Source organism: Marinoscillum luteum, from assembly GCF_044005705.1.
Taxonomy (GTDB): domain Bacteria; phylum Bacteroidota; class Bacteroidia; order Cytophagales; family Cyclobacteriaceae; genus Marinoscillum; species Marinoscillum luteum.
This window is the reverse complement of sequence record NZ_JBIPKE010000013.1, coordinates 31240-49275: the sequence shown is the minus strand read 5'-3', so window position 1 is coordinate 49275 and position 18036 is coordinate 31240. Positions and strand designations below refer to the sequence as shown.

At 44.6% G+C, this 18036-nt stretch carries 20 protein-coding genes; 14 read left to right on the top strand and 6 right to left on the bottom strand.

Features of this window, described 5'->3' with window-relative positions:
• Nucleotides 1-199: 199 nt before the first annotated feature.
• Nucleotides 200-562, bottom strand: coding sequence for a helix-turn-helix domain-containing protein (locus ACHKAR_RS05105; protein WP_395416442.1), 363 nt, complete (start codon nucleotides 560-562; stop codon nucleotides 200-202).
• Nucleotides 563-860: 298 nt separating this feature from the next.
• Between ACHKAR_RS05105 and ACHKAR_RS05100 the strand changes: the two genes are divergently transcribed.
• Together ACHKAR_RS05100 and ACHKAR_RS05095 are read left to right on the top strand one after the other, a co-directional pair.
• Entirely contained in the window at nucleotides 861-2333 is a 1473-nt protein-coding gene (locus ACHKAR_RS05100; RefSeq protein ID WP_395416441.1) for a sensor histidine kinase, read from the top strand.
• The gene (locus ACHKAR_RS05095) at nucleotides 2333-2758 is read left to right on the top strand and encodes a response regulator (protein ID WP_159580919.1); all 426 of its coding nucleotides are present in this window, start codon (nucleotides 2333-2335) and stop codon (nucleotides 2756-2758) included. Before ACHKAR_RS05100 ends, ACHKAR_RS05095 begins: the two co-directional genes overlap by 1 nt.
• Nucleotides 2759-2854: 96 nt before the next feature.
• Here the strand turns inward: ACHKAR_RS05095 and ACHKAR_RS05090 are convergent, their stop codons facing one another.
• The 3 genes from ACHKAR_RS05090 to ACHKAR_RS05080 form a co-directional block, all read right to left on the bottom strand.
• Nucleotides 2855-3331, bottom strand: coding sequence for a DUF3291 domain-containing protein (locus ACHKAR_RS05090; RefSeq protein ID WP_395416440.1), 477 nt, complete (start codon nucleotides 3329-3331; stop codon nucleotides 2855-2857).
• A 96-nt stretch (nucleotides 3332-3427) separates the two neighbouring features.
• Entirely contained in the window at nucleotides 3428-4915 is a 1488-nt protein-coding gene (locus tag ACHKAR_RS05085) for an alpha/beta hydrolase (protein ID WP_395416439.1), read from the bottom strand.
• 67 nt (nucleotides 4916-4982) lie between these two features.
• Nucleotides 4983-5369, bottom strand: a complete 387-nt coding sequence (locus tag ACHKAR_RS05080) for a nuclear transport factor 2 family protein (RefSeq protein WP_395416438.1) — start codon at nucleotides 5367-5369, stop codon at nucleotides 4983-4985.
• A 238-nt stretch (nucleotides 5370-5607) separates the two neighbouring features.
• Between ACHKAR_RS05080 and ACHKAR_RS05075 the strand changes: the two genes are divergently transcribed.
• The 5 genes from ACHKAR_RS05075 (at nucleotide 5608) to ACHKAR_RS05055 (ending at nucleotide 9838) form a co-directional block, all read left to right on the top strand.
• Nucleotides 5608-6153 (top strand): carboxymuconolactone decarboxylase family protein, encoded by a 546-nt coding sequence (locus ACHKAR_RS05075; RefSeq protein WP_395416437.1) that lies wholly within the window; start codon nucleotides 5608-5610, stop codon nucleotides 6151-6153.
• Between the two features lie 72 nt (nucleotides 6154-6225).
• A complete protein-coding gene (locus ACHKAR_RS05070) occupies nucleotides 6226-6645 on the top strand; it encodes a nuclear transport factor 2 family protein (protein ID WP_395416436.1) in 420 nt (139 codons plus the stop codon).
• Nucleotides 6646-6784: 139 nt separating this feature from the next.
• Nucleotides 6785-7540: a helix-turn-helix domain-containing protein gene (locus ACHKAR_RS05065; protein ID WP_395416435.1), complete on the top strand. Its 756-nt coding sequence runs from the start codon at nucleotides 6785-6787 to the stop codon at nucleotides 7538-7540.
• A gap of 204 nt (nucleotides 7541-7744) precedes the next feature.
• Entirely contained in the window at nucleotides 7745-8641 is an 897-nt protein-coding gene (locus ACHKAR_RS05060; protein WP_395416434.1) for a DUF2279 domain-containing protein, read from the top strand.
• Between the two features lie 87 nt (nucleotides 8642-8728).
• Nucleotides 8729-9838: a Gfo/Idh/MocA family protein gene (locus tag ACHKAR_RS05055; RefSeq protein WP_395416433.1), complete on the top strand. Its 1110-nt coding sequence runs from the start codon at nucleotides 8729-8731 to the stop codon at nucleotides 9836-9838.
• A gap of 63 nt (nucleotides 9839-9901) precedes the next feature.
• On the opposite strand, the gene ACHKAR_RS05050 is transcribed toward ACHKAR_RS05055, so the two are convergent.
• On the bottom strand, nucleotides 9902-10276 hold the full coding sequence (locus ACHKAR_RS05050) for a transmembrane 220 family protein (RefSeq protein ID WP_159580935.1): 375 nt from the start codon (nucleotides 10274-10276) through the stop codon (nucleotides 9902-9904).
• Nucleotides 10277-10447: 171 nt separating this feature from the next.
• On the opposite strand from ACHKAR_RS05050, the gene ACHKAR_RS05045 reads away from it, so the two are divergent.
• From ACHKAR_RS05045 to ACHKAR_RS05015, 7 genes are all read left to right on the top strand, one after another.
• Nucleotides 10448-10981 (top strand): gluconate 2-dehydrogenase subunit 3 family protein, encoded by a 534-nt coding sequence (locus tag ACHKAR_RS05045; protein WP_159580937.1) that lies wholly within the window; start codon nucleotides 10448-10450, stop codon nucleotides 10979-10981.
• Between the two features lie 7 nt (nucleotides 10982-10988).
• Nucleotides 10989-12686, top strand: a complete 1698-nt coding sequence (locus ACHKAR_RS05040; protein ID WP_395416432.1) for a GMC oxidoreductase — start codon at nucleotides 10989-10991, stop codon at nucleotides 12684-12686.
• Nucleotides 12687-12701: 15 nt separating this feature from the next.
• Nucleotides 12702-13580, top strand: coding sequence for a sugar phosphate isomerase/epimerase family protein (locus tag ACHKAR_RS05035; RefSeq protein WP_395416431.1), 879 nt, complete (start codon nucleotides 12702-12704; stop codon nucleotides 13578-13580).
• A 93-nt stretch (nucleotides 13581-13673) separates the two neighbouring features.
• A complete protein-coding gene (locus ACHKAR_RS05030) occupies nucleotides 13674-13919 on the top strand; it encodes a CBU_0592 family membrane protein (protein ID WP_395416430.1) in 246 nt (81 codons plus the stop codon).
• Between the two features lie 18 nt (nucleotides 13920-13937).
• Entirely contained in the window at nucleotides 13938-14735 is a 798-nt protein-coding gene (locus tag ACHKAR_RS05025; protein WP_395416429.1) for an NIPSNAP family protein, read from the top strand.
• A 157-nt stretch (nucleotides 14736-14892) separates the two neighbouring features.
• Nucleotides 14893-16485, top strand: coding sequence for a sensor histidine kinase (locus ACHKAR_RS05020; protein ID WP_395416428.1), 1593 nt, complete (start codon nucleotides 14893-14895; stop codon nucleotides 16483-16485).
• Entirely contained in the window at nucleotides 16472-16915 is a 444-nt protein-coding gene (locus ACHKAR_RS05015) for a response regulator (RefSeq protein ID WP_395416427.1), read from the top strand. Before ACHKAR_RS05020 ends, ACHKAR_RS05015 begins: the two co-directional genes overlap by 14 nt.
• 20 nt (nucleotides 16916-16935) lie before the next feature.
• Here the strand turns inward: ACHKAR_RS05015 and murB are convergent, their stop codons facing one another.
• On the bottom strand, nucleotides 16936-17952 hold the full coding sequence (gene murB, locus ACHKAR_RS05010) for a UDP-N-acetylmuramate dehydrogenase (RefSeq protein ID WP_395416426.1): 1017 nt from the start codon (nucleotides 17950-17952) through the stop codon (nucleotides 16936-16938).
• Nucleotides 17953-18036: the final 84 nt, after the last annotated feature.

The window sequence follows — 18036 nt, the reverse complement described above, 5'->3', positions numbered from 1 at the left end:
TCGTGCGTCTTCTAGGATTTTTTTGGAGTCAAAATGATTCACACTTGCCTTGGATGCCCTGCCCTCCTTTTCGTCCTTACTTTCTGAAATTGCTTGGTCCTTTAATCATTTTCCATTTTGGCAAAAACGGCGTTTAAAAAAAGGTTCAAATCACTCAAATTGGCCGATTTAAGGATAAAAATGGCCATTCAAAGGAGCGTTATTGCGCTTTATTTTTAGCTTCTTTACCCATAAGTTTGCGCAAATCACTCTCCAGACGATCCTTCTCCAACTCTAAAAACTTGATTTTATCCGCCTGCAATTTTTTAATCTCTTTAAGCATATTTATTTCAGAGAGCAGGTGACCAACATTCAGTTGGTTATAATCCTCTTGTGACCATTGCACGTAACTATTTCCTTTTTCGGGAAAAGAATAACGCACTAATTGCTTCATTTTGTCAGGAATTTTACGCCCAGCCTCATAGTTTTGGACTGTCTTGAGTGATACATCCAGCTTATCAGCCAGTTCCTGCTGTGTGATTCCATATGCGCGCCTAATTTTTTTAATATCTAAATCATTCATAATGAAGTAATTAAGCTCTCATTAATATATTAAAAACAAGAAAACAATGACGTATTTAGAGCGAAATAAACTTTACGTAACACATTGTTAATATACCAAATAACAGATCTATAAGTGCTTGATTCAACACTATTCCCTGAGGACTCAACGCGCGTATTCCCCAAGTCAACGGGTACACTATCCCAATAACCGAGTACATCTGTCATCATATTGCCAATTCGCTAGTTTTGTACTACTCCTAACAACTTCGGAACAGCATAACGTCCTACCTCTCATCTCAGGGCTCAGAAAAACTACTATGAACAATATCAAAAGTGTCAGCCATCATCACCTTTCCATGTTGGAATCTTTTCCCTGTGCCACGGTCGTCATAGATGATAAAGGTGAAATTCACTACGCCAACCATCAGGTGAGGGAACTCTTTGGCCATGATCCAAATGGCCTTGTAGGACAGACGCTTGAGACCCTTATTCCCCCTAAGTTTGGTAAGAGTCAAATAGACAATCTGGTAAGTGACATCCGTGACCAACCTCTCAGCCAATTGAAAAACACAGTTCTTCATGGCAATCACATTGATGGCCAAGAATTTCCGGTGAAAGTAAAATTAACCACCCTACCAATTGAATTTGGGGGATTGGTGGCTGCGGTCATAAGTGATGAAAGTCGGAAAGTGAACATTGAGAATGAATTGATCAGGAAGAACCACCTCCTGAATTTTGCGGAAGAGATCGTGGGAATGGGTCATTGGCAATGGGATCTTCGAACCAATGACGTCATATGGTCGGATAATCTATACAAAGTCTTTGGCAGAAATGAGGTAGGTGGGCTCAAATATGATACTTACTTTAGCTACGTTCACCCTGATGACATAGAGTATGTCACTGAGCGGGTTCAAACCTCTATCGCAGACAAAAAATTTCATCATTTTTTTCACAAGATCTTACTCAGGGATGGCCGGGTGAAAACCATCCATTTGGTGGGTCAAATTTTCACCAATGACAATGATGAAGTCATAGAAATGGTAGGAACATGCCAGGATGTGACCGAAAACCTGAAGAATGAAGAGCTATTGAGAAATGCTTCGATATTAGAAGCCAAAAGCACGGAAATGGAGCAATTTGCCTATATCGCTTCTCATGACCTCAGACACCCCTTATTGACGATCATCAATTACATCAAAGCATTTGACGAGGATTTTGGTCATTCCCTGACCGATGAAGCTAAAGAATACCTTAACTCCATCAGCCAATCAGCCGACCGAATGGACAAACTCATCACGGGCCTGCTGGAATACGCCAGACTCAGCCAAAAGAAACAACGCGAAACGGTAGATTGCAACGAAGTAGTAAAAGATGTAATCAAGGACCTAAGTGCTACCATCGAAAAACAGGATGCAAAAATCATCACTGATCCGCTACCTGTTATAGATGGCTACGAAATGGAAATGCACCAACTTTTTCAAAACATCATCCTCAACGCCATTAAGTTTCGAAAGAAGAAGATCACGCCGGTCATCCATATCAAATCTCAAAAAATGGAAACCGGAGAGGGCTATCTCTTTGAAATAAATGATAACGGGATTGGAATCCCTGAAAAAGATTTAGGTAAAATTTTTTCTATCTTTAGAAGACTTCATGAAAATGAGGAATTTGAAGGATACGGTCTGGGTCTAGCCAATTGCAAAAAAATTGTCGAACTTCACCATGGAAAAATATGGGCCCAATCAGAAGTTGGAATTGGAAGCTCATTCTATTTTACAATAAAAACCTAATGAAAAAACTGAAGTGCGTCCTTCTCATTGACGATGATAAAGATTGCAATTTCCTTCAAAAAAGAACCATTCTGCGATCAACATGGGTGGAATATGTGGAAGTAGCCAGAAATGGAGAAATGGCATTGGAAATACTCAAAAAAGCAAAGTTCACTCCGGAGCTCATTTTTCTTGACATCAATATGCCCAAAATGAATGGTTGGGAGTTTTTGAACGAGCTCAAAAAAATAAAAGACACTTTTGAGAAAAAGATCGTGGTGATCATGCTCTCCTCCTCCTTAAATCCGGATGATCGTGTATTAGCCGAAACCTATGACATAGTTGGGGGCTTTCAATCTAAATACCTTGATGAAGCTAGTCTAAAGCAGATTTTGGTAGATCATTTCCCGACCAGATTCGATTTTCAACAAAAAGCTTCTCGATAAGTTAACATCTGAAGCCCTTTCCCAAAACAGTGAAGTGGATGAGTGTCTAACACCAAGCCTCAGGTTCATTTCTGAAGAGTTTTCTACCGACCCAGCTTACTTTTTCAGCTTGGACCCATCGGAATGATAAACATCAGTCATACTAAATGCTAACCTGGAAGAACCAGATTCATTAAGCAAGTCCAGTTTTCCTTTGGCTTCTGCTAAAGAAGGGACATGCCCCTCATTGACATACCACATCACTGCTCTGTGTCCTTCGATTTCAAGAGACCATTTCTTTCGGCTTTTCAAAAAATAGCTATGCACTGTCTGATAGGTGTACGCCTTCAGGTATTCGTAATCTTGCCACACAGACATATTCACAAATATCAATTCATCTTCATAGGGTGTTTCTATATTAGCCGCACTTTCGCCCAGATCATCCTTTAGCCTCCACACGAAACCCGGGCTCTCCTCAGCCAGCTGATTCACTGGCGCCAGAAAATCCCTAAATTCCTTTACAACCGGAGAATCCAGATAATCCTTTAGTTTGATAATATTAAATTGGGCCAGGTGATATTGATTATTGCTCATGCTTAGTAGAGAAGATGTTTTCAGAAGGATTGCAGCGTCAAAAGGGACACTCGGGTCACTGCCCAGGTTCATTTGACATGTTAAGTTAATGTACTTTCAGTCGAAACCTAAGGCATCCAGGTATTCGCTCTGGATGGCCGAAACCTTGCCTCCATATCTTCCAAACCAGATAAAATGACCCGCACCCTCTATGGTGCGGAACGTCACTTCATTGTTCAGGCTTTCGGATACTGTTACAAAATACTCAGCTGTTGAGTAAAGACAATTTCCGTCATTCTCGCCATGAATAATCAGCATGGGTGGCAAACCCTCTTTGATCAGGTGATTCGGAGAAATCTCCTTCACCAGCTCTTTGTCATTCAAGGTCTTTACGATCCATTTTGAATTGTCCACAGTCAAATCAAAAACCCCGGAAACAACCATTAATACATTGGGTTTCGCGCTGAAATTAAGGTCATCAGACTCTTCATTCCAGCTTTCTGCCAGGACAGTCGCCAGAGCCAAATGCCCTCCGGCTGAATTTCCCGTTGCCACAATTTGGTCCGGATTGATTTTGTATTTCACAGCATTTTCCCGGAGCCAACGCACTGCAGACTTAGCATCCTTCACAGACTCAAAAGGCAATGTCCCATGTCGTCCTTTTATCCTATACTCGATGGCTGCGGCCACCCAACCCCGTTTGGCGAACTCCTCACCTTCTCCAAAAAACCAGTCTGGCTTTCCCTCTGACCAGCTACCTCCATGGAAGTAGAGGATGGCTGGTCGCTGACCGGTGAATTTCTGAGCATCCGGAAGAAACAAATGCATTTCCAACTCATACCCATCCACTTTCTTGTAAATCTCGATGAGATGCGCTGCCCTTGCGTGCTCATATTTCTCGTAAGCCGCCTTCACTTTACTTATGGCTTCTTCCTGGCTACAAGTGGCTACAAACTCATCATAGATGGGGCTGATGTTTTTGACTCCATAGTTATCCATGTGATTCATTAGATATTCCGCTCGCCAATAATCTCTGACCGCTGAATCAGAGAAGCGCCTGTTAATACAAGCCCAAACAGCTTCCAACTGCTGATTATCGCTTTGGTCGTAGGCTCCAGTGGCTATCGCTTCGTTGGCATCTATGGTGAGTACCGCCTGCACATACGCTCGAAAATCTCTGTTGGAGAGTAAATCCGGATTGTTTAAGTCGGCAGCATGCCCGGTTATCCTTGATTGCTTCTCGGCGGGAAGAGAAACCTGCTCCCCTGTATAGTCCTGATGATGATAAGGATACTCCAATAAGAACTTATCGAAAAAATACTGAATCCCTACGTTTTCATCTCGAATGACTGCAGCATCCAACTGGTCGCTGTATTTATTCAAGTGGGCATCGAAGATACCCTCCAGCGAGTCAATGGAGGTGCTAAAACGAATCGGGTCGACAGCATTGAATGAAGCGAAATCGGAATAGATATCCTTGATTATTTGCCGGGCAAACACTTGCTGCTCTGCGAAATATTGATCCTTGATGGCTTCCGCGCTGGTCTGCGCAAAGGAAAATTGGTGGATCAGAAACAGGGTGAGTAGGGCTAATGATTTTTGCATGCGAAAAGATAATGATTTACGCCATACGGCATAGCCTTTCACCTTGACGTTTGCTTGCTCAGAGGCATCATTCAGACTTGACTTTCTGCACCACATAAGACGTGATCGAGCGCACTTTGGAGCCCTTGACACTGGTGAATTCGTAGAAATCCGCAAATCCAAAAACATTCCCGTCACCCATCACCATCTCTCCATTGATGGCAGCTTCCTTGCCATGGGTGACAATGCTGTGAATGGTGAGCTCGGTCGCCTTATTGTGGGCCATTTCCATAAGTGCCGCTGCAAATGGCTCCTTGCCGACGATAGGCTCATCCCCCACCAAAGTCCAAATAACGTCGTCCTCCAGGTACTGCATGGCCTGTGAAATATCATAGGCCGCAAATAATACGGTGAGGTCTTTAATCAGCTCCTTCTTGGGCGCATTTTCACAACTGGTTCTGATATTCAATTTCATCTCTTCCGGATTTACTCAAATGAACTTAGTAAAATCAGAGGTTTTCCGCAACTCACCTCGGTGGTTGGTCCATTTATACTTGGTTTAGAACCTCAATACGCTAAACGGATGTTATCCATTGCTTTAATCCACCTCGTGAAAATCATCCATCCATTGACGGGATTTGTCCATTTTATCCAAGTAACGCACTCCCCAATTTTGTCTTGTCGATAATGACCAGAACAAAAAAAACAAGAAAATGGAAAATGTAACAGTTGTGGACTTTAATGTCCCTACCAAAAGTGAAGTATCTCCAACCAATCAGGAGATTTTTGACAAACTAAATGGCGCATTGGGTTTTGTCCCGAACCTCTACGCGACCATAGCCTATTCAGATCATGGTCTCAAAAGGTATTTGGACTATCAAAATGCCAAAACATCCTTATCAAACAAAGAAAAGGAAGCCGTAAACCTTGTGGTCAGCCAGGTAAATGGGTGTATCTATTGCCAAAGTGCTCACCTTGTACTAGGAAGGATGAATGGGTTTGATGACAATCAATTACTGGACATCCGAAAGGGACAAAATGAAAACCCAAAACTCAATGCTTTGGTGAAACTGGCCGCAGACATTACTCAAAACAGGGGTAATGCAAGTAATAGCAACATCGAGGACTTTTTCTCCCAAGGCTATACCAAAGAAAACCTTGTTGATTTGATCCTTCAGATAAGTGACAAGACGGCTATGAATTACCTACACAACCTCACCAAGGTTCCTGTAGATTTTCCGGTAGCCGAAAGTATATAAATCAACAGCTCAAGGAGGGAATGTGGCAAGATTGCATTCCCTCTTTTGAATTTTACCTTAAATTATTCTAAAATGAATCAAGAAAAAAGATACCCACTTCCACCCTTTACCCTGGAAACTGCACTCGAAAAGGTGCAAAAAGCCGAAGATGCCTGGAATTCGAAAAACCCGATAAACGTTTCAAAAGCTTATACACAAAATTCCGAATGGAGAAACAGAACCCAATTTATCAATGGCCGTGAAGAGATTGTCGAATTCTTAACAAAGAAATGGCAGCAAGAAAGAAGTTATAAACTAAAAAAGGAACTTTGGGGATTCAGGGAAAACAGGATCGCAGTGCAATTTGAATATGAGTATCAGGATGAAACTAATCAGTGGTATAGAGCATATGGTAATGAGCTCTGGGAGTTTGATGAGAATGGACTCATGCAAAAACGTTTTGCTAGCATCAATGACTTAAAGATTGACGAAAGTGCCAGAAGGCTGACATAATATTGATACCGTGGAAAAACAAAACAATTTAACCCTCATCAATCCTCAGACAGGGAATCTGGCTTTCAAGCTTTACACTTTCGAAAGGAACAATCCATTTGATCATATTCAGAGGCCGGGCTATTATTCATTGATTTGGGTGAAAAAAGGAAATGGGAAACTAAGAGCCAATTTTTCTGAGTATCCATTCAGCCAAAACTCCTTGCTCTCATTTTCACCATACGAACCTTTTATGCTCAATGCCACCGAACCCTTAAGCGGTTTGGTTATCAATTTTCATCCCGATTTTTTCTGCATCCATAAGCATCACAAGGAAGTTGCGTGCCACGGTGTATTATTCAATAACATTTACGCCCCTCCGTTGATCAATATTGATAAAGGAACAGAGGGAAATATTGAAATGATCATCAGCCAAATTCAAATAGAATTACAAAAACCAGCTTTGGCTCAGTACGAATTATTGATTTCATATCTAAAAATATTCCTAATCACAGCATCCAGACTCAAAACAGAACAGCAGGCCGACGCTCAAAAGGTGACTGCAGAAAATGAAGAGCCTTTTATCCTCCAAAACCTAAAAAATTATATTGAAACTCACTATAAAACAAAGCATACCGCCAGTGACTATGCAGATATGCTCTCCATTACACCGAAAGCGTTAACCAAATTAACCAAGGTACATTACCACAAAACTTTAACTGATTTGATCTCTGAGCGCATTATAATTGAAGCCAAAAGAGAATTATATTTAACCAATAAGAACATCAAAGAAATCGCCTACGAACTAGGCTATAATGATGAATACTACTTTAGCAGGTTCTTCAAAAAGAACACTGAAGTATCTCCTCAACTATACAGAGAAACAATCGGTTTTGATAAAGCTTCCTCCTTGTAGGGCAAACGAAGAATGCAGTAAAGAAAGAAATTCCGCCCTCAGCAAGTGAATGGAGCCCCTACACAGATGTGATAATCGCCTATGTGACAATGACTCTTATCCATGGTGACATAGCAATCCTCTGTTCGTTTTGATTCGTTTGCAAAGGCCCGGGCGACAAGCTACTTTTAATGTTCGTTGAACAACAAAACTCCCATATAAAGAATGACTTCAAAAGTCAGTAAAGTCATCCTGCTATTGTTAATTCCTTTCGGCCTACTCGCTCAGGAACAAAAACTAAATAAGAAGAGGTTCAATACACTCCTGATAGGTGGGGGTACACTATATACCGTCAGCATAATCGGTCTGGGTTCGGTTTGGTATCAGGATTTCGGAAGGTTCCATTTTTTCAACGACAACAACAGTTGGGGCTATATGGACAAGCTCGGACATACTACCACCGCCTATCAAATAGGACGACTAAGCGCAAAAAGCCTGGCATGGTCGGGATTAGACCATCAGCAGGCCACCTGGTATGGTGGAATGACCGGATTGTTCTTTCTGACAAGCGTAGAAGTTTTTGATGGACTATCTGAGGATTGGGGGTTCTCTATCGGCGACTTTGCCGCCAACACCCTGGGTTCCGCTGCGTTTATCAGTCAGGAGCTCATCTGGAGCGAACAAAAAGTCATGCTGAAATGGTCCTACTCCGGCTCACCATATGCGCAGTACCGACCCGAGCTGCTCGGCTCCAGCAGCAGCCAGAGGTGGTTAAAAGATTACAATGGTCAGACTTATTGGCTCTCCACCAACCTCAGAAGCACTATTTTTCAAAACGCTTCGCGCTTACCTAAATGGCTCAATCTGGCCGTCGGTTATGGCATTGATGGATACACAGGCGGCAGTAGTAACCCATCAGAAAACGAGGCAGGTCAGACACTGCCCAAATTCACTCGTTCTGGTCAATACTATCTCTCACTGGACGTGGACCTGACTAAAATAGAGACCAGATCCAATCTGATAAGGGGCCTGCTCGGGGCGCTAAACTTCATAAAGATTCCCTTACCGGGAATAGAATATAACCCGGAAAATGGATGGAAATATCATTGGCTGGCTTTTTAAATAACTTAGGAAATATGCAGGATTACTGACCATCTTAAGGGTTCTCTTGGGGTTTAAATCTTCCTGTAAAAATGTAAATTGAATAAAATGATGATGTACAAATTTCTGCTTTCCTTAGGCATAATGATACTGACTTCCTTTCAGTTATTGGCTCAAAAGGAGCCTGTGAAAGTCGGTGTGGTAGGGCTCACGCATACCCATGTGCATTGGATACTCGGACGTGAAGACCGGGGCGATATACAGGTGGTTGGTATTGTGGAGCCCAATCGAGACCTGGCCGAGCGATACTCAGACCAGCACGGATTTCCCATGAGTATAGTCTTTGATAGCATGGATGAAATGATTGATCGCACCCACCCGGAAGCTGTCACGGCCTTTGGTACCATATATGAACATCTGGAAGTTGTGGAAAAGTGTGCGCCTTTGGGCATTCATGTCATGGTGGAAAAACCATTGGCGGTAAGCCTGGAGCATGCGAAAAAGATGCAAGCACTTGCCCAAGCTCATCACATACACCTGCTCACCAACTATGAGACCACCTGGTATCCATCCAACCATAAAGCTTATGAGCTGCTGAAATCCGGTGCAGTGGGAGATTTGCGAAAGGTGATCATACGCGACGGACATAAAGGACCCAAGAAAATAGGAGTAAATGATGAGTTCTTAGATTGGCTTACAGACCCCGTTCAAAACGGCGGTGGAGCCATTATGGATTTTGGTTGTTACGGCGCAAACCTGATGACCTGGCTACAAGATGGACAAAAGCCCAATACTGTAACTGCCATAACCCAACAACTACAGCCCGAAAACAACCCAAAAGTAGATGACGAAGCGATTATCATTTTGACTTATGATGATTCCAATGCCATCATTGAAGCATTGTGGAACTGGCCCATCGGGAGAAAAGACATGGACATTTATGGGCTAACCGGAGCTATTTATGCCGACAATCGCAACCAACTTCGGGTAAGAATGACCGAGGGCTACGATGGCTATCAGGAGGAATTCCATCAATTGGAAGAGCGACCAGCACCGTTGAATGACCCCTTTGCCCTATTGGCTGCCGTCATCCACAATGAGGTCGTGTTGAGTGCTTACGAGCCCTCCTCACTCCAGAATAACATGATTGTGATGGAAATACTTGAAGCTGCTCGTAAAAGTGCTGAAACAGGAAAAACAATTACCCTGGACAAATAGCCTTTCACTTCTTTGTGGCTAACAATCACCTTTTCGGACTAGTACTCCCAGGAAGCTAATAACCTACTTCCCTTTCACCTTACTGCGGCGTAAATACTCGAGCGCTCCTATGGCTATCAGCAGTCCGAGAAATTCCCGGGTACCTTCTATCCATGATTTAGTCACTTTCATGGCTCCGAAAAGTTCGGACTTATCAGGATTGCCCAGAAACTCCACAAAAACCGGCACATACATCAGTGAATAAAGCCCAAAAATGACCATAAAAGTAGTGACCAGTGGCTTGAAATTGAGCTGACGAAGGTAGACCTTCAGAACTGCTACCAGCGTCACCACACCATAGATCAGCATCCAGAGTAATGGATCAGGATCGTTGTATTGCAGTGCCGCGAAAGCGATAAAAATGACGGCTATCAGGTAGTGGATGTTCTTTGTACTCATGAAGCCAAAGTTAATGAGAGAAATAATCACAGCCTCACCCCTGACTAAATCTATAGCCTTGTGCTATTGATCAGCATCATTTGATGGAAACATAGTATCCATATGTCTATTTCCTTCTGGATTGAGCTTGGGCTTGGTATCTTAAATTCCCTAAACAACATACCAACCCGTATGAACAGACGCAATACACTCAAGGCACTGGCGGCCGCCTCGGTGGGCACCGTGGCACTTGGCTACTGGGCCAAAGACCTTACTTTCATCAAGGACCTGATGAGTAACTCATTTTTCAAACCAAGTGAGCAGGACCTCATCACCTCCATTGCAGATACCATCATCCCCAGAGGAGCTTACTATGGAGCTGTAGACCTGGGCGTACCGGTCTATTTATTGGGCTTTTTTGAGAAGTGCCAGGAAAAAGAGGAACAGGATAAGCTGAAATTGCAGCTGGCTGCACTAAACATGGCCGCCAATGAAAAATTCAATAATGACTTTGTGGACTGCACCACAGAGCAAAGGGAACAGCTCCTCACCGAATGGTCCGAATCCAAAGTAGAAGCTGAGCAGGATTTTTTCAATCTGATGAAAGCCGAGACCATCACAGGATTTCGCACCACGGAGGAAGTGATGACCAATCACTACCACTACCGCGTAGTACCCGGCCATTTCCTGGGCTGTGTAGACATTCATCAACCTTTCGTATCATAATCCAATCATGCTGCAAGATTCTAAAAAGAAAAGAACATACGATGCCATCGTCATTGGCTCTGGAGCCAGTGGTGGATGGGCGGCCAAAGAACTCTGCGAAAAAGGGCTCAAAACCCTGGTGCTGGAAAGAGGCAGGGATGTGAAGCACGTGCAAGACTACCCTACCGCCTCCAAGGCGCCCTGGCAGTTTGAATTTCGCGGGACTGTCCCCATCGACCAACGAATGGATTATCAGAACCTAAAGCGAGTCAGTGCAGACTCCCTCCATTGGAACATCAAAGATGAGGAGCAACCCTTTGTGGAGGAAAAGCCCTTTAGGTGGTTTCGCGGCTACCATGTGGGCGGCAAGTCGCTCCTTTGGGCAAGACAAACCCAACGCTGGAGTGATATGGATTTCGAAGGGCCGGTGCGTGACGGCTTTGCTGTGGACTGGCCCATCCGATACAAAGACCTGGAACCCTGGTACACCCATGTGGAGAAATTTGCCGGTATCGCAGGCAACAAAGATGGCCTTCCGGAATTACCCGACAGTGAGGTGATGCCGGCCTTTGAGATGAGCTGTATAGAGAGTCATTTCAAGGAAAGCCTGAAGAAAAACTATGGCGACACCAGGCACCTGATCAACGCCCGATGTGCCCATCTAACTGATCCGCAGCCCATTCACATAGAGCAGGGCCGATCCAAATGCCAAAACCAAAACATGTGCCGCAGAGGGTGCAATTTTGGGGGATATTTTAGCAGCAATGCTTCTACCCTCCCCTGGGCGATGAAAACCGGAAACATGACCCTCCGCCCTGATGCCGTGGTACATTCGATCATCTATGACGAAGAAAAGCAAAAGGCCACCGGTGTACGAATCATCGATGCGCATACCAAGGAGATGATAGAATTCTACGCAGACATTGTCTTTGTCAACGCCTCCACTTTCAACAGCAACGCCATCTTGCTCAACTCCACCTCTGGTCGGTTTCCAAACGGCCTGGGCAACGACAATGGACTTATGGGCAAGTACATCTCCTGGCATAACTATAGAGGCAAGGCCAATGCACAGTTTGAAGGATTTGCAGACAAAGTGACTAGTGGCCGCAACCCCAGTAACGCCTACATTCCCCGGTTCAGAAACCTGAGGAAGCAGGAAACCGATTTCTTAAGAGGCTACGCCATTGGGATAGGTGGTGGCCGATGGATGGGGCCGGATACACAAGGGATCGGTTTGTCTCTGACTGAAAATTTGCTCAACCCCAAACATGGACTCTGGAGCATTAGCAGCTGGATGATGGGCGAGTGTGTACCTGTAGAAGAAAATCACCTCCGGTTACACCCAGAGCTGAAAGACAAATATGGCATCCCTCAAATCGTGATGAGCTGCGATTGGACGGAAAACGACGACAAAATGGTCGCGGACTATGTAGAGCAATCCAAAGAGATGTTTGAAAAAGCTGGTTTCATCAATATCACCGCAGAAGACACTCACTCACCTCCCGGATCAGATATCCATGAGATGGGTGGCGTGCGCATGGGGCATGATCCGGAGACTTCCCTCCTCAATGAATGGAACCAGCTCCATCAGTGTAAAAATGTCTTCGTGACGGACGGAGCCTGTATGACCTCTACCGGCACGCAAAATCCCACACTTACCTTCATGGCTCTGACCGCTCGTGCGGCCAATTATGCCGTGGATGAAATGAAAAAAAGAAACCTATAATTATTAAAATACAAAATGATGAAAATATTAATACCAGCTCTCCTACTGGGCCTATTCCTCACCAACTGCCAGCTGGCAAAAAAGGAACAAGCCAAAGAAACCATCGCTGAGGAGCCACTCTTTACCGAACCTTTAGGCATCGCGCCTTTTACTTTTCGCAGAAGCTTTCCAAATGGCACCCCCGAAACCCTGGACACCATCGTGAGTATGGGCTTCACCTCCATAGAAGGTGGGGGTGGCGACATGGATCCTTACGAATATAAAAAACTGTGTGAATCAAAAGGGCTCACCATTCCCTCCATGGGTACAGGCTACAACACGCTGGTAGAAGACCCTTTGTCAGTGATAGAAAGAGCCAAAATCCTGGGGGCTGAATATGTCATGTGTGCCTGGCTGCCACATGAGAAAGGAAACTTCACACTGGAAAATGCCAGGAAAACCGTGGAGGACTTCAATACCTTTGGTAAGATCCTGGCCGATAGTGGTATCACTTTTTGCTACCATGCCCATGGCTACGAGTTTCAGCCTTATGAAGACGGCACTTTGCTCGACTATATCATCCAAAACACCAATCCGGAATATGTCTCATTTGAAATGGATATTTTCTGGATTCAGTTTGGTGGCGGAGATCCTGCTGCCCTGCTGGACAAATACGGTAGCCGGTGGAAACTCATGCATGTGAAAGACCTCAGAAAAGGAGTTCAGAAAGACCTGACCGGCCTCACCGATACAGACAATGACGTTACCGTAGGTGATGGAGAACTAGACATCCCCGCCATACTGAAAGCGGCCAAACGTGCTGGAATCAAACATTACTTCATAGAAGACGAAAGCGACCGGATCATTACTCAAATCCCAAAAAGCATAGAATACCTGAGGAGCTTGAAAATATAAAGAACATCACGTCCAATTAAATTAAAAAGGAGCACCGGATCGGCAGCTCCTTTTTGATTTAATTTACCCTTTGGAATTAACAGATATCACTCTATGAACACCACAGATTGGCTAGGATCCATTGGCGTCTTTCTCATCCTGCTCGCCTACCTGCTCAATACCCTGGGAAAGCTCACTACAAAGGATTTGGCATTTATCCTGCTCAACCTGACCGGAGCAGCACTCGCTTGCCTTGCTTCTATCCTTTTAGATTATCTTCCTTTCATTATCTTGGAAGGTGCATGGACAGTGGTATCCTGTTTTTCATTGGTCCGATACCTGAGAAATCCTCTTCATTAACCACAATTCAAATAGCCTATGAAACCCACAAACTCGTTCTTTCTTCTGATTTGCCTGATGGCCCTGGGCTGTCAGAGCAAAAAAGCAGCGAACTCCGAACCCGCTCCTGAACGTCAATATTATGAGCTAAAAACTTACACAATGGCTACTGACCAGCAGGTGAGCATGACGGATCAATACCTCCGTGAGGCATACCTGCCGGCAATGAAAAGATTGGGAGTCGCTAACATTGGCGTATTCAAACCGAGACCAAGCGAAGCAGACTCTAGCCAAAAAATCGTCGTGCTCCTGCCACTCACCTCTATGGATCAGCTATTGACCATCACAGATCAACTCGCTGAGGACAGTATCTATCAGGCCGCGGGTGCTAACTACCTCAATGCGCCACATGATAACCCACCGTATGAGCGGATAGCATCTGTGCTTTTGAGGGCCTTCACGGAGATGCCTATGATGCAAACGCCGAAACTATCAGGAGCAAGTGCAGACCGTGTATATGAACTTCGGAGCTATGAATCAGCCACAGAAAAGTATTACTGGAGTAAAGTGGATATGTTTAACGCCGGCGGAGAAGTCAGTCTCTTTGAAAAATTAGAATTCAACGCAGTGTTCTATGGTGAAGTCATCTCAGGCGATAAAATGCCCAACCTGATGTATATGACCACCTTTACCGATCAGCAAAGTCGTGATACTCACTGGAAAGCATTCGGTGAGAGTCCGGAGTGGCAAGCCCTTAAGGTGATGCCCAGGTATGCCAATACCGTGTCACATTCTGATATTTACTTTCTATACCCAACTGAGTACTCGGATTACTGACAATTCGTTCTATTATTTTCATTCAAATAGTTATTTTATCACATAACGATACATTATGTGTCTAATAACTTTTCCACTACCTTCTTTTTGCCTAGATTTAAAATGATCCCCAAAAAATATGATGTTTAATTCTATGCAACCCTTTCATTCCTGATAGATGAAAAGAGTACTTTCGCCTACCATCTGGAATAGCAGCAGGGCTTTTGCCTCACCAGTTATTCTGATCGGTTTTTTGGTTCTACTGAGCTGGATTCTTGATATTGAATTTATCAAACGGCCCATACCCGGGCTGGTAGCAATGAACCCTGCCACGGCGATTTGCTTTATACTCTCCGGCCTTTCACTCTGGCTGCTGACCTCTAATTCGGCCAGGAACCATCCAGATCAGTATAAGTATGGCCTTATGCTCGCTTGTTTGGTGTTGATTATTGCCACAGTGAAGATAGTGGGCGTTCTTCTGGAAGTAGACAGCCATGTGGACACACTACTGTTTTATGAGAAACTGGAGAATGATCTCGTCGGAAACATCAGCAACCGAATGGCCCCGAATACAGCTCTGGCATTTCTGCTCGCCTCCATTGCGCTCTTCATCCTCAACTATACCACACGAGGTAATCATGTGCCTGCCCAATTCATTGCCATGAGTATCGGCATGGTGGGCATCCTCTCCATATTGGGATACCTCTACCAGGTAAAAGTGTTTTACGGTTTCCTGAAGCATCTTCCCATGGCCATCAACACGGCAGTCAGCTTTCTATTGCTGTCCCTCGGGATATTGTTTGCCAAACCACATAAGGGACTCATGGCGGAGTTTACCAGTGACTATTCGGGCGCTAAAACGGCGCGAATTCTCATTCCAGCGGCCATCTGCATCCCCACTCTACTGGGGTTTCTGCGACTATACAGTGCGTGGAAAATGTCCATCTCCATCGAACTAGGCTCTGCTTTATTGATCCTGAGTATTATCATAGTCTTTCTGGTACTCATCTGGTTAAGCACCAGAATGCTCAACCGAGAGGATGCACTAAGAAAGGAAGCCGAGGAAGAAACCCAAAAGGTCAATCAACAACTGGAGGCATTCTCCTACTCGGTGGCTCATGACATGCGCGCACCGCTCCGTGCAGTCAATGGTTACGCCCAAATGCTCAAGGAGGATTATGAAAACATCCTGGATGACGAAGGTAAACGGATCATCGGCATGATTACCACCAGCTCCGTTCAGATGGGCAGGCTGATAGACGACCTGCTGGCCTTCTCCCGATTAGGAAGAAAGGAAATTCAAAAGACGGAAGTTGATCTCAACAAACTCGTAGTGAACGTACTTTCCCAGGTTCAAAAATCCACGCCACATCAGGCAAAAGTTGTCGTGAAAAAATTACATTCAGTCTATGGAGACTACACGTTATTACATCAGGTGGTCTACAACCTGGTTGCCAACGCGGTAAAATATTCCTCAAAACGAGAAAACCCACAGGTGCATATTTCCACCAAAATCAAGGATACAAAGCTGATATTCAGAATAAAAGACAATGGCGCAGGATTTGATATGAAGTATGCCAATAAGCTCTTCGGCGTATTTCAGCGATTGCACATGCCACACGAATTTGAAGGAACAGGTGTGGGCCTGGCCATCGTTCACCGAATCATTACCAAACATGATGGGGAAATCTGGGCCAAAGGCCAGGTGGATCAAGGAGCTACTTTTCATTTTTCACTTCCATTAAATCACAATCAATATGAGCGTACATGAAATTGAAATTCTACTCGTAGAAGACAGTGTAAGTGATGCCGAGCTGACGATCAGGGCATTGAAGAAGCACAATATGGCCAATAAACTGGTGCACCTGGAAAATGGAGCCGAAGCATTAGACTATCTCTTTGCCAATGGCGCATATTCCGAAAGAGAAGTCAAAAATGTTCCAAAGCTTATTTTACTGGACATCAATATGCCAAAAGTAGGTGGTATAGAAGTACTCAAACAGATAAAAGGTGACGAGCGCACACGGAAGATTCCGGTGATCATCCTCACCTCCTCCAAGGAAGATCCGGATATAGACAAATGCTACGATCTGGGCGCCAATAGCTATGTGGTAAAGCCCGTAGGCTTTGAATCATTTATGAAAGCCGTATCTGAGCTTGGTATGTACTGGATGCTACTCAACCAGCCATCTTCTCATTAAAACCCAAAAGGAGTGCGGTACTAGACCACATTGACTTCCCGCTCCAGCTCCACCCCAAAGGTGGAAAAGACGGACTTCTGTATTTCCGTGGAGAGTTTGAGGATGTCTCTTCCTTTGCCGTTCCCATGATTGACCAGCACCAGCGCCTGTTTGTCGTGCACGCCAATATCTCCGATGCGTGTACCCTTCCATCCGCACTGATCGATGAGCCAGGCCGCCGGAAGCTTCACTGAGGCCTCGTCCACTTCATAGCCCGGAATTTTCTCAAAAGCGGCCTTCAGCGAGTCAAAATACACCTTTTCCACCACCGGATTTTTGAAAAAGCTCCCCGCATTCCCAATCTCCAGCGGATCAGGTAGCTTGGATTGGCGAATGTTGATCACCGCCTGACTTACATTCTTAAGGGTGAGTTCCTCCACGCCCATTTGCTCCAGAGTCTCCTTCAGGTTGCCATAGGTAATGTTGAATTTGGGCTTTTTGGAAAGCCTCAGATACACCCGGGTGATGATATATTTATCCTTTCTTGGACCTTTGAATACAGAATAGCGGTAGCCAAACTTGCAGTCCTCGTTATAAAAACGGCTGATTTTCCCTGTTTTCACATCATAAGCGTCCAGGGAGTGAAAAACTTCCTTCAGCTCCACACCATAGGCCCCTATATTCTGCATTGGGGCTGCACCTACTGTGCCCGGTATCAACGAAAGGTTTTCGATCCCTGCATAGCCATGCTCCACTGCCCAGAGCACACACTGATGCCAGTTTTCGCCTGCTCCAAAGCTTACAATCACAGAGTCGGCACTATCCTGCTCCACAGCGATGCCTCCAATCTCCATTTTCAGCACCAACCCCAAAAAATTCCTGGTGAACAACACATTCGATCCTCCACCCAAAACGAGCTTTTTGACAGTCTTAAACTTAGGGTTAGCGTAGAGTTCCTGCAGCTCTTCCGGCTGTGTGATCCCTGCCTTAAAGTTGGCCCGGACATCCAGACGAAAGGTATTATGGTCCTTCAATGAAAAGTTCTCCTCAATCAGCACTGTAGATGGGTTAGAATGAAAAACAAACGTATTAATTAAAACGCAATTTTAACCATTTCGGCATTACGGCCGCCTCCCTAAGTT

What these genes read in the sequence shown, in the direction of transcription:
- ACHKAR_RS05015 (WP_395416427.1), top strand. Translation starts at nt 16,472, where the DNA reads ATGAGCGTACATGAAATTGAAATTCTACTCGTAGAAGACAGTGTAAGT.
- ACHKAR_RS05105 (WP_395416442.1), bottom strand. Translation starts at nt 562, where the DNA reads ATGAATGATTTAGATATTAAAAAAATTAGGCGCGCATATGGAATCACA.
- ACHKAR_RS05045 (WP_159580937.1), top strand. Translation starts at nt 10,448, where the DNA reads ATGAACAGACGCAATACACTCAAGGCACTGGCGGCCGCCTCGGTGGGC.
- ACHKAR_RS05080 (WP_395416438.1), bottom strand. Translation starts at nt 5,369, where the DNA reads ATGAAATTGAATATCAGAACCAGTTGTGAAAATGCGCCCAAGAAGGAG.
- ACHKAR_RS05050 (WP_159580935.1), bottom strand. Translation starts at nt 10,276, where the DNA reads ATGAGTACAAAGAACATCCACTACCTGATAGCCGTCATTTTTATCGCT.
- ACHKAR_RS05055 (WP_395416433.1), top strand. Translation starts at nt 8,729, where the DNA reads ATGATGATGTACAAATTTCTGCTTTCCTTAGGCATAATGATACTGACT.
- ACHKAR_RS05030 (WP_395416430.1), top strand. Translation starts at nt 13,674, where the DNA reads ATGAACACCACAGATTGGCTAGGATCCATTGGCGTCTTTCTCATCCTG.
- ACHKAR_RS05085 (WP_395416439.1), bottom strand. Translation starts at nt 4,915, where the DNA reads ATGCAAAAATCATTAGCCCTACTCACCCTGTTTCTGATCCACCAATTT.
- ACHKAR_RS05060 (WP_395416434.1), top strand. Translation starts at nt 7,745, where the DNA reads ATGACTTCAAAAGTCAGTAAAGTCATCCTGCTATTGTTAATTCCTTTC.
- ACHKAR_RS05035 (WP_395416431.1), top strand. Translation starts at nt 12,702, where the DNA reads ATGATGAAAATATTAATACCAGCTCTCCTACTGGGCCTATTCCTCACC.
- ACHKAR_RS05095 (WP_159580919.1), top strand. Translation starts at nt 2,333, where the DNA reads ATGAAAAAACTGAAGTGCGTCCTTCTCATTGACGATGATAAAGATTGC.
- ACHKAR_RS05075 (WP_395416437.1), top strand. Translation starts at nt 5,608, where the DNA reads ATGGAAAATGTAACAGTTGTGGACTTTAATGTCCCTACCAAAAGTGAA.
- ACHKAR_RS05025 (WP_395416429.1), top strand. Translation starts at nt 13,938, where the DNA reads ATGAAACCCACAAACTCGTTCTTTCTTCTGATTTGCCTGATGGCCCTG.
- ACHKAR_RS05020 (WP_395416428.1), top strand. Translation starts at nt 14,893, where the DNA reads ATGAAAAGAGTACTTTCGCCTACCATCTGGAATAGCAGCAGGGCTTTT.
- ACHKAR_RS05040 (WP_395416432.1), top strand. Translation starts at nt 10,989, where the DNA reads ATGCTGCAAGATTCTAAAAAGAAAAGAACATACGATGCCATCGTCATT.
- ACHKAR_RS05090 (WP_395416440.1), bottom strand. Translation starts at nt 3,331, where the DNA reads ATGAGCAATAATCAATATCACCTGGCCCAATTTAATATTATCAAACTA.
- ACHKAR_RS05100 (WP_395416441.1), top strand. Translation starts at nt 861, where the DNA reads ATGAACAATATCAAAAGTGTCAGCCATCATCACCTTTCCATGTTGGAA.
- ACHKAR_RS05070 (WP_395416436.1), top strand. Translation starts at nt 6,226, where the DNA reads ATGAATCAAGAAAAAAGATACCCACTTCCACCCTTTACCCTGGAAACT.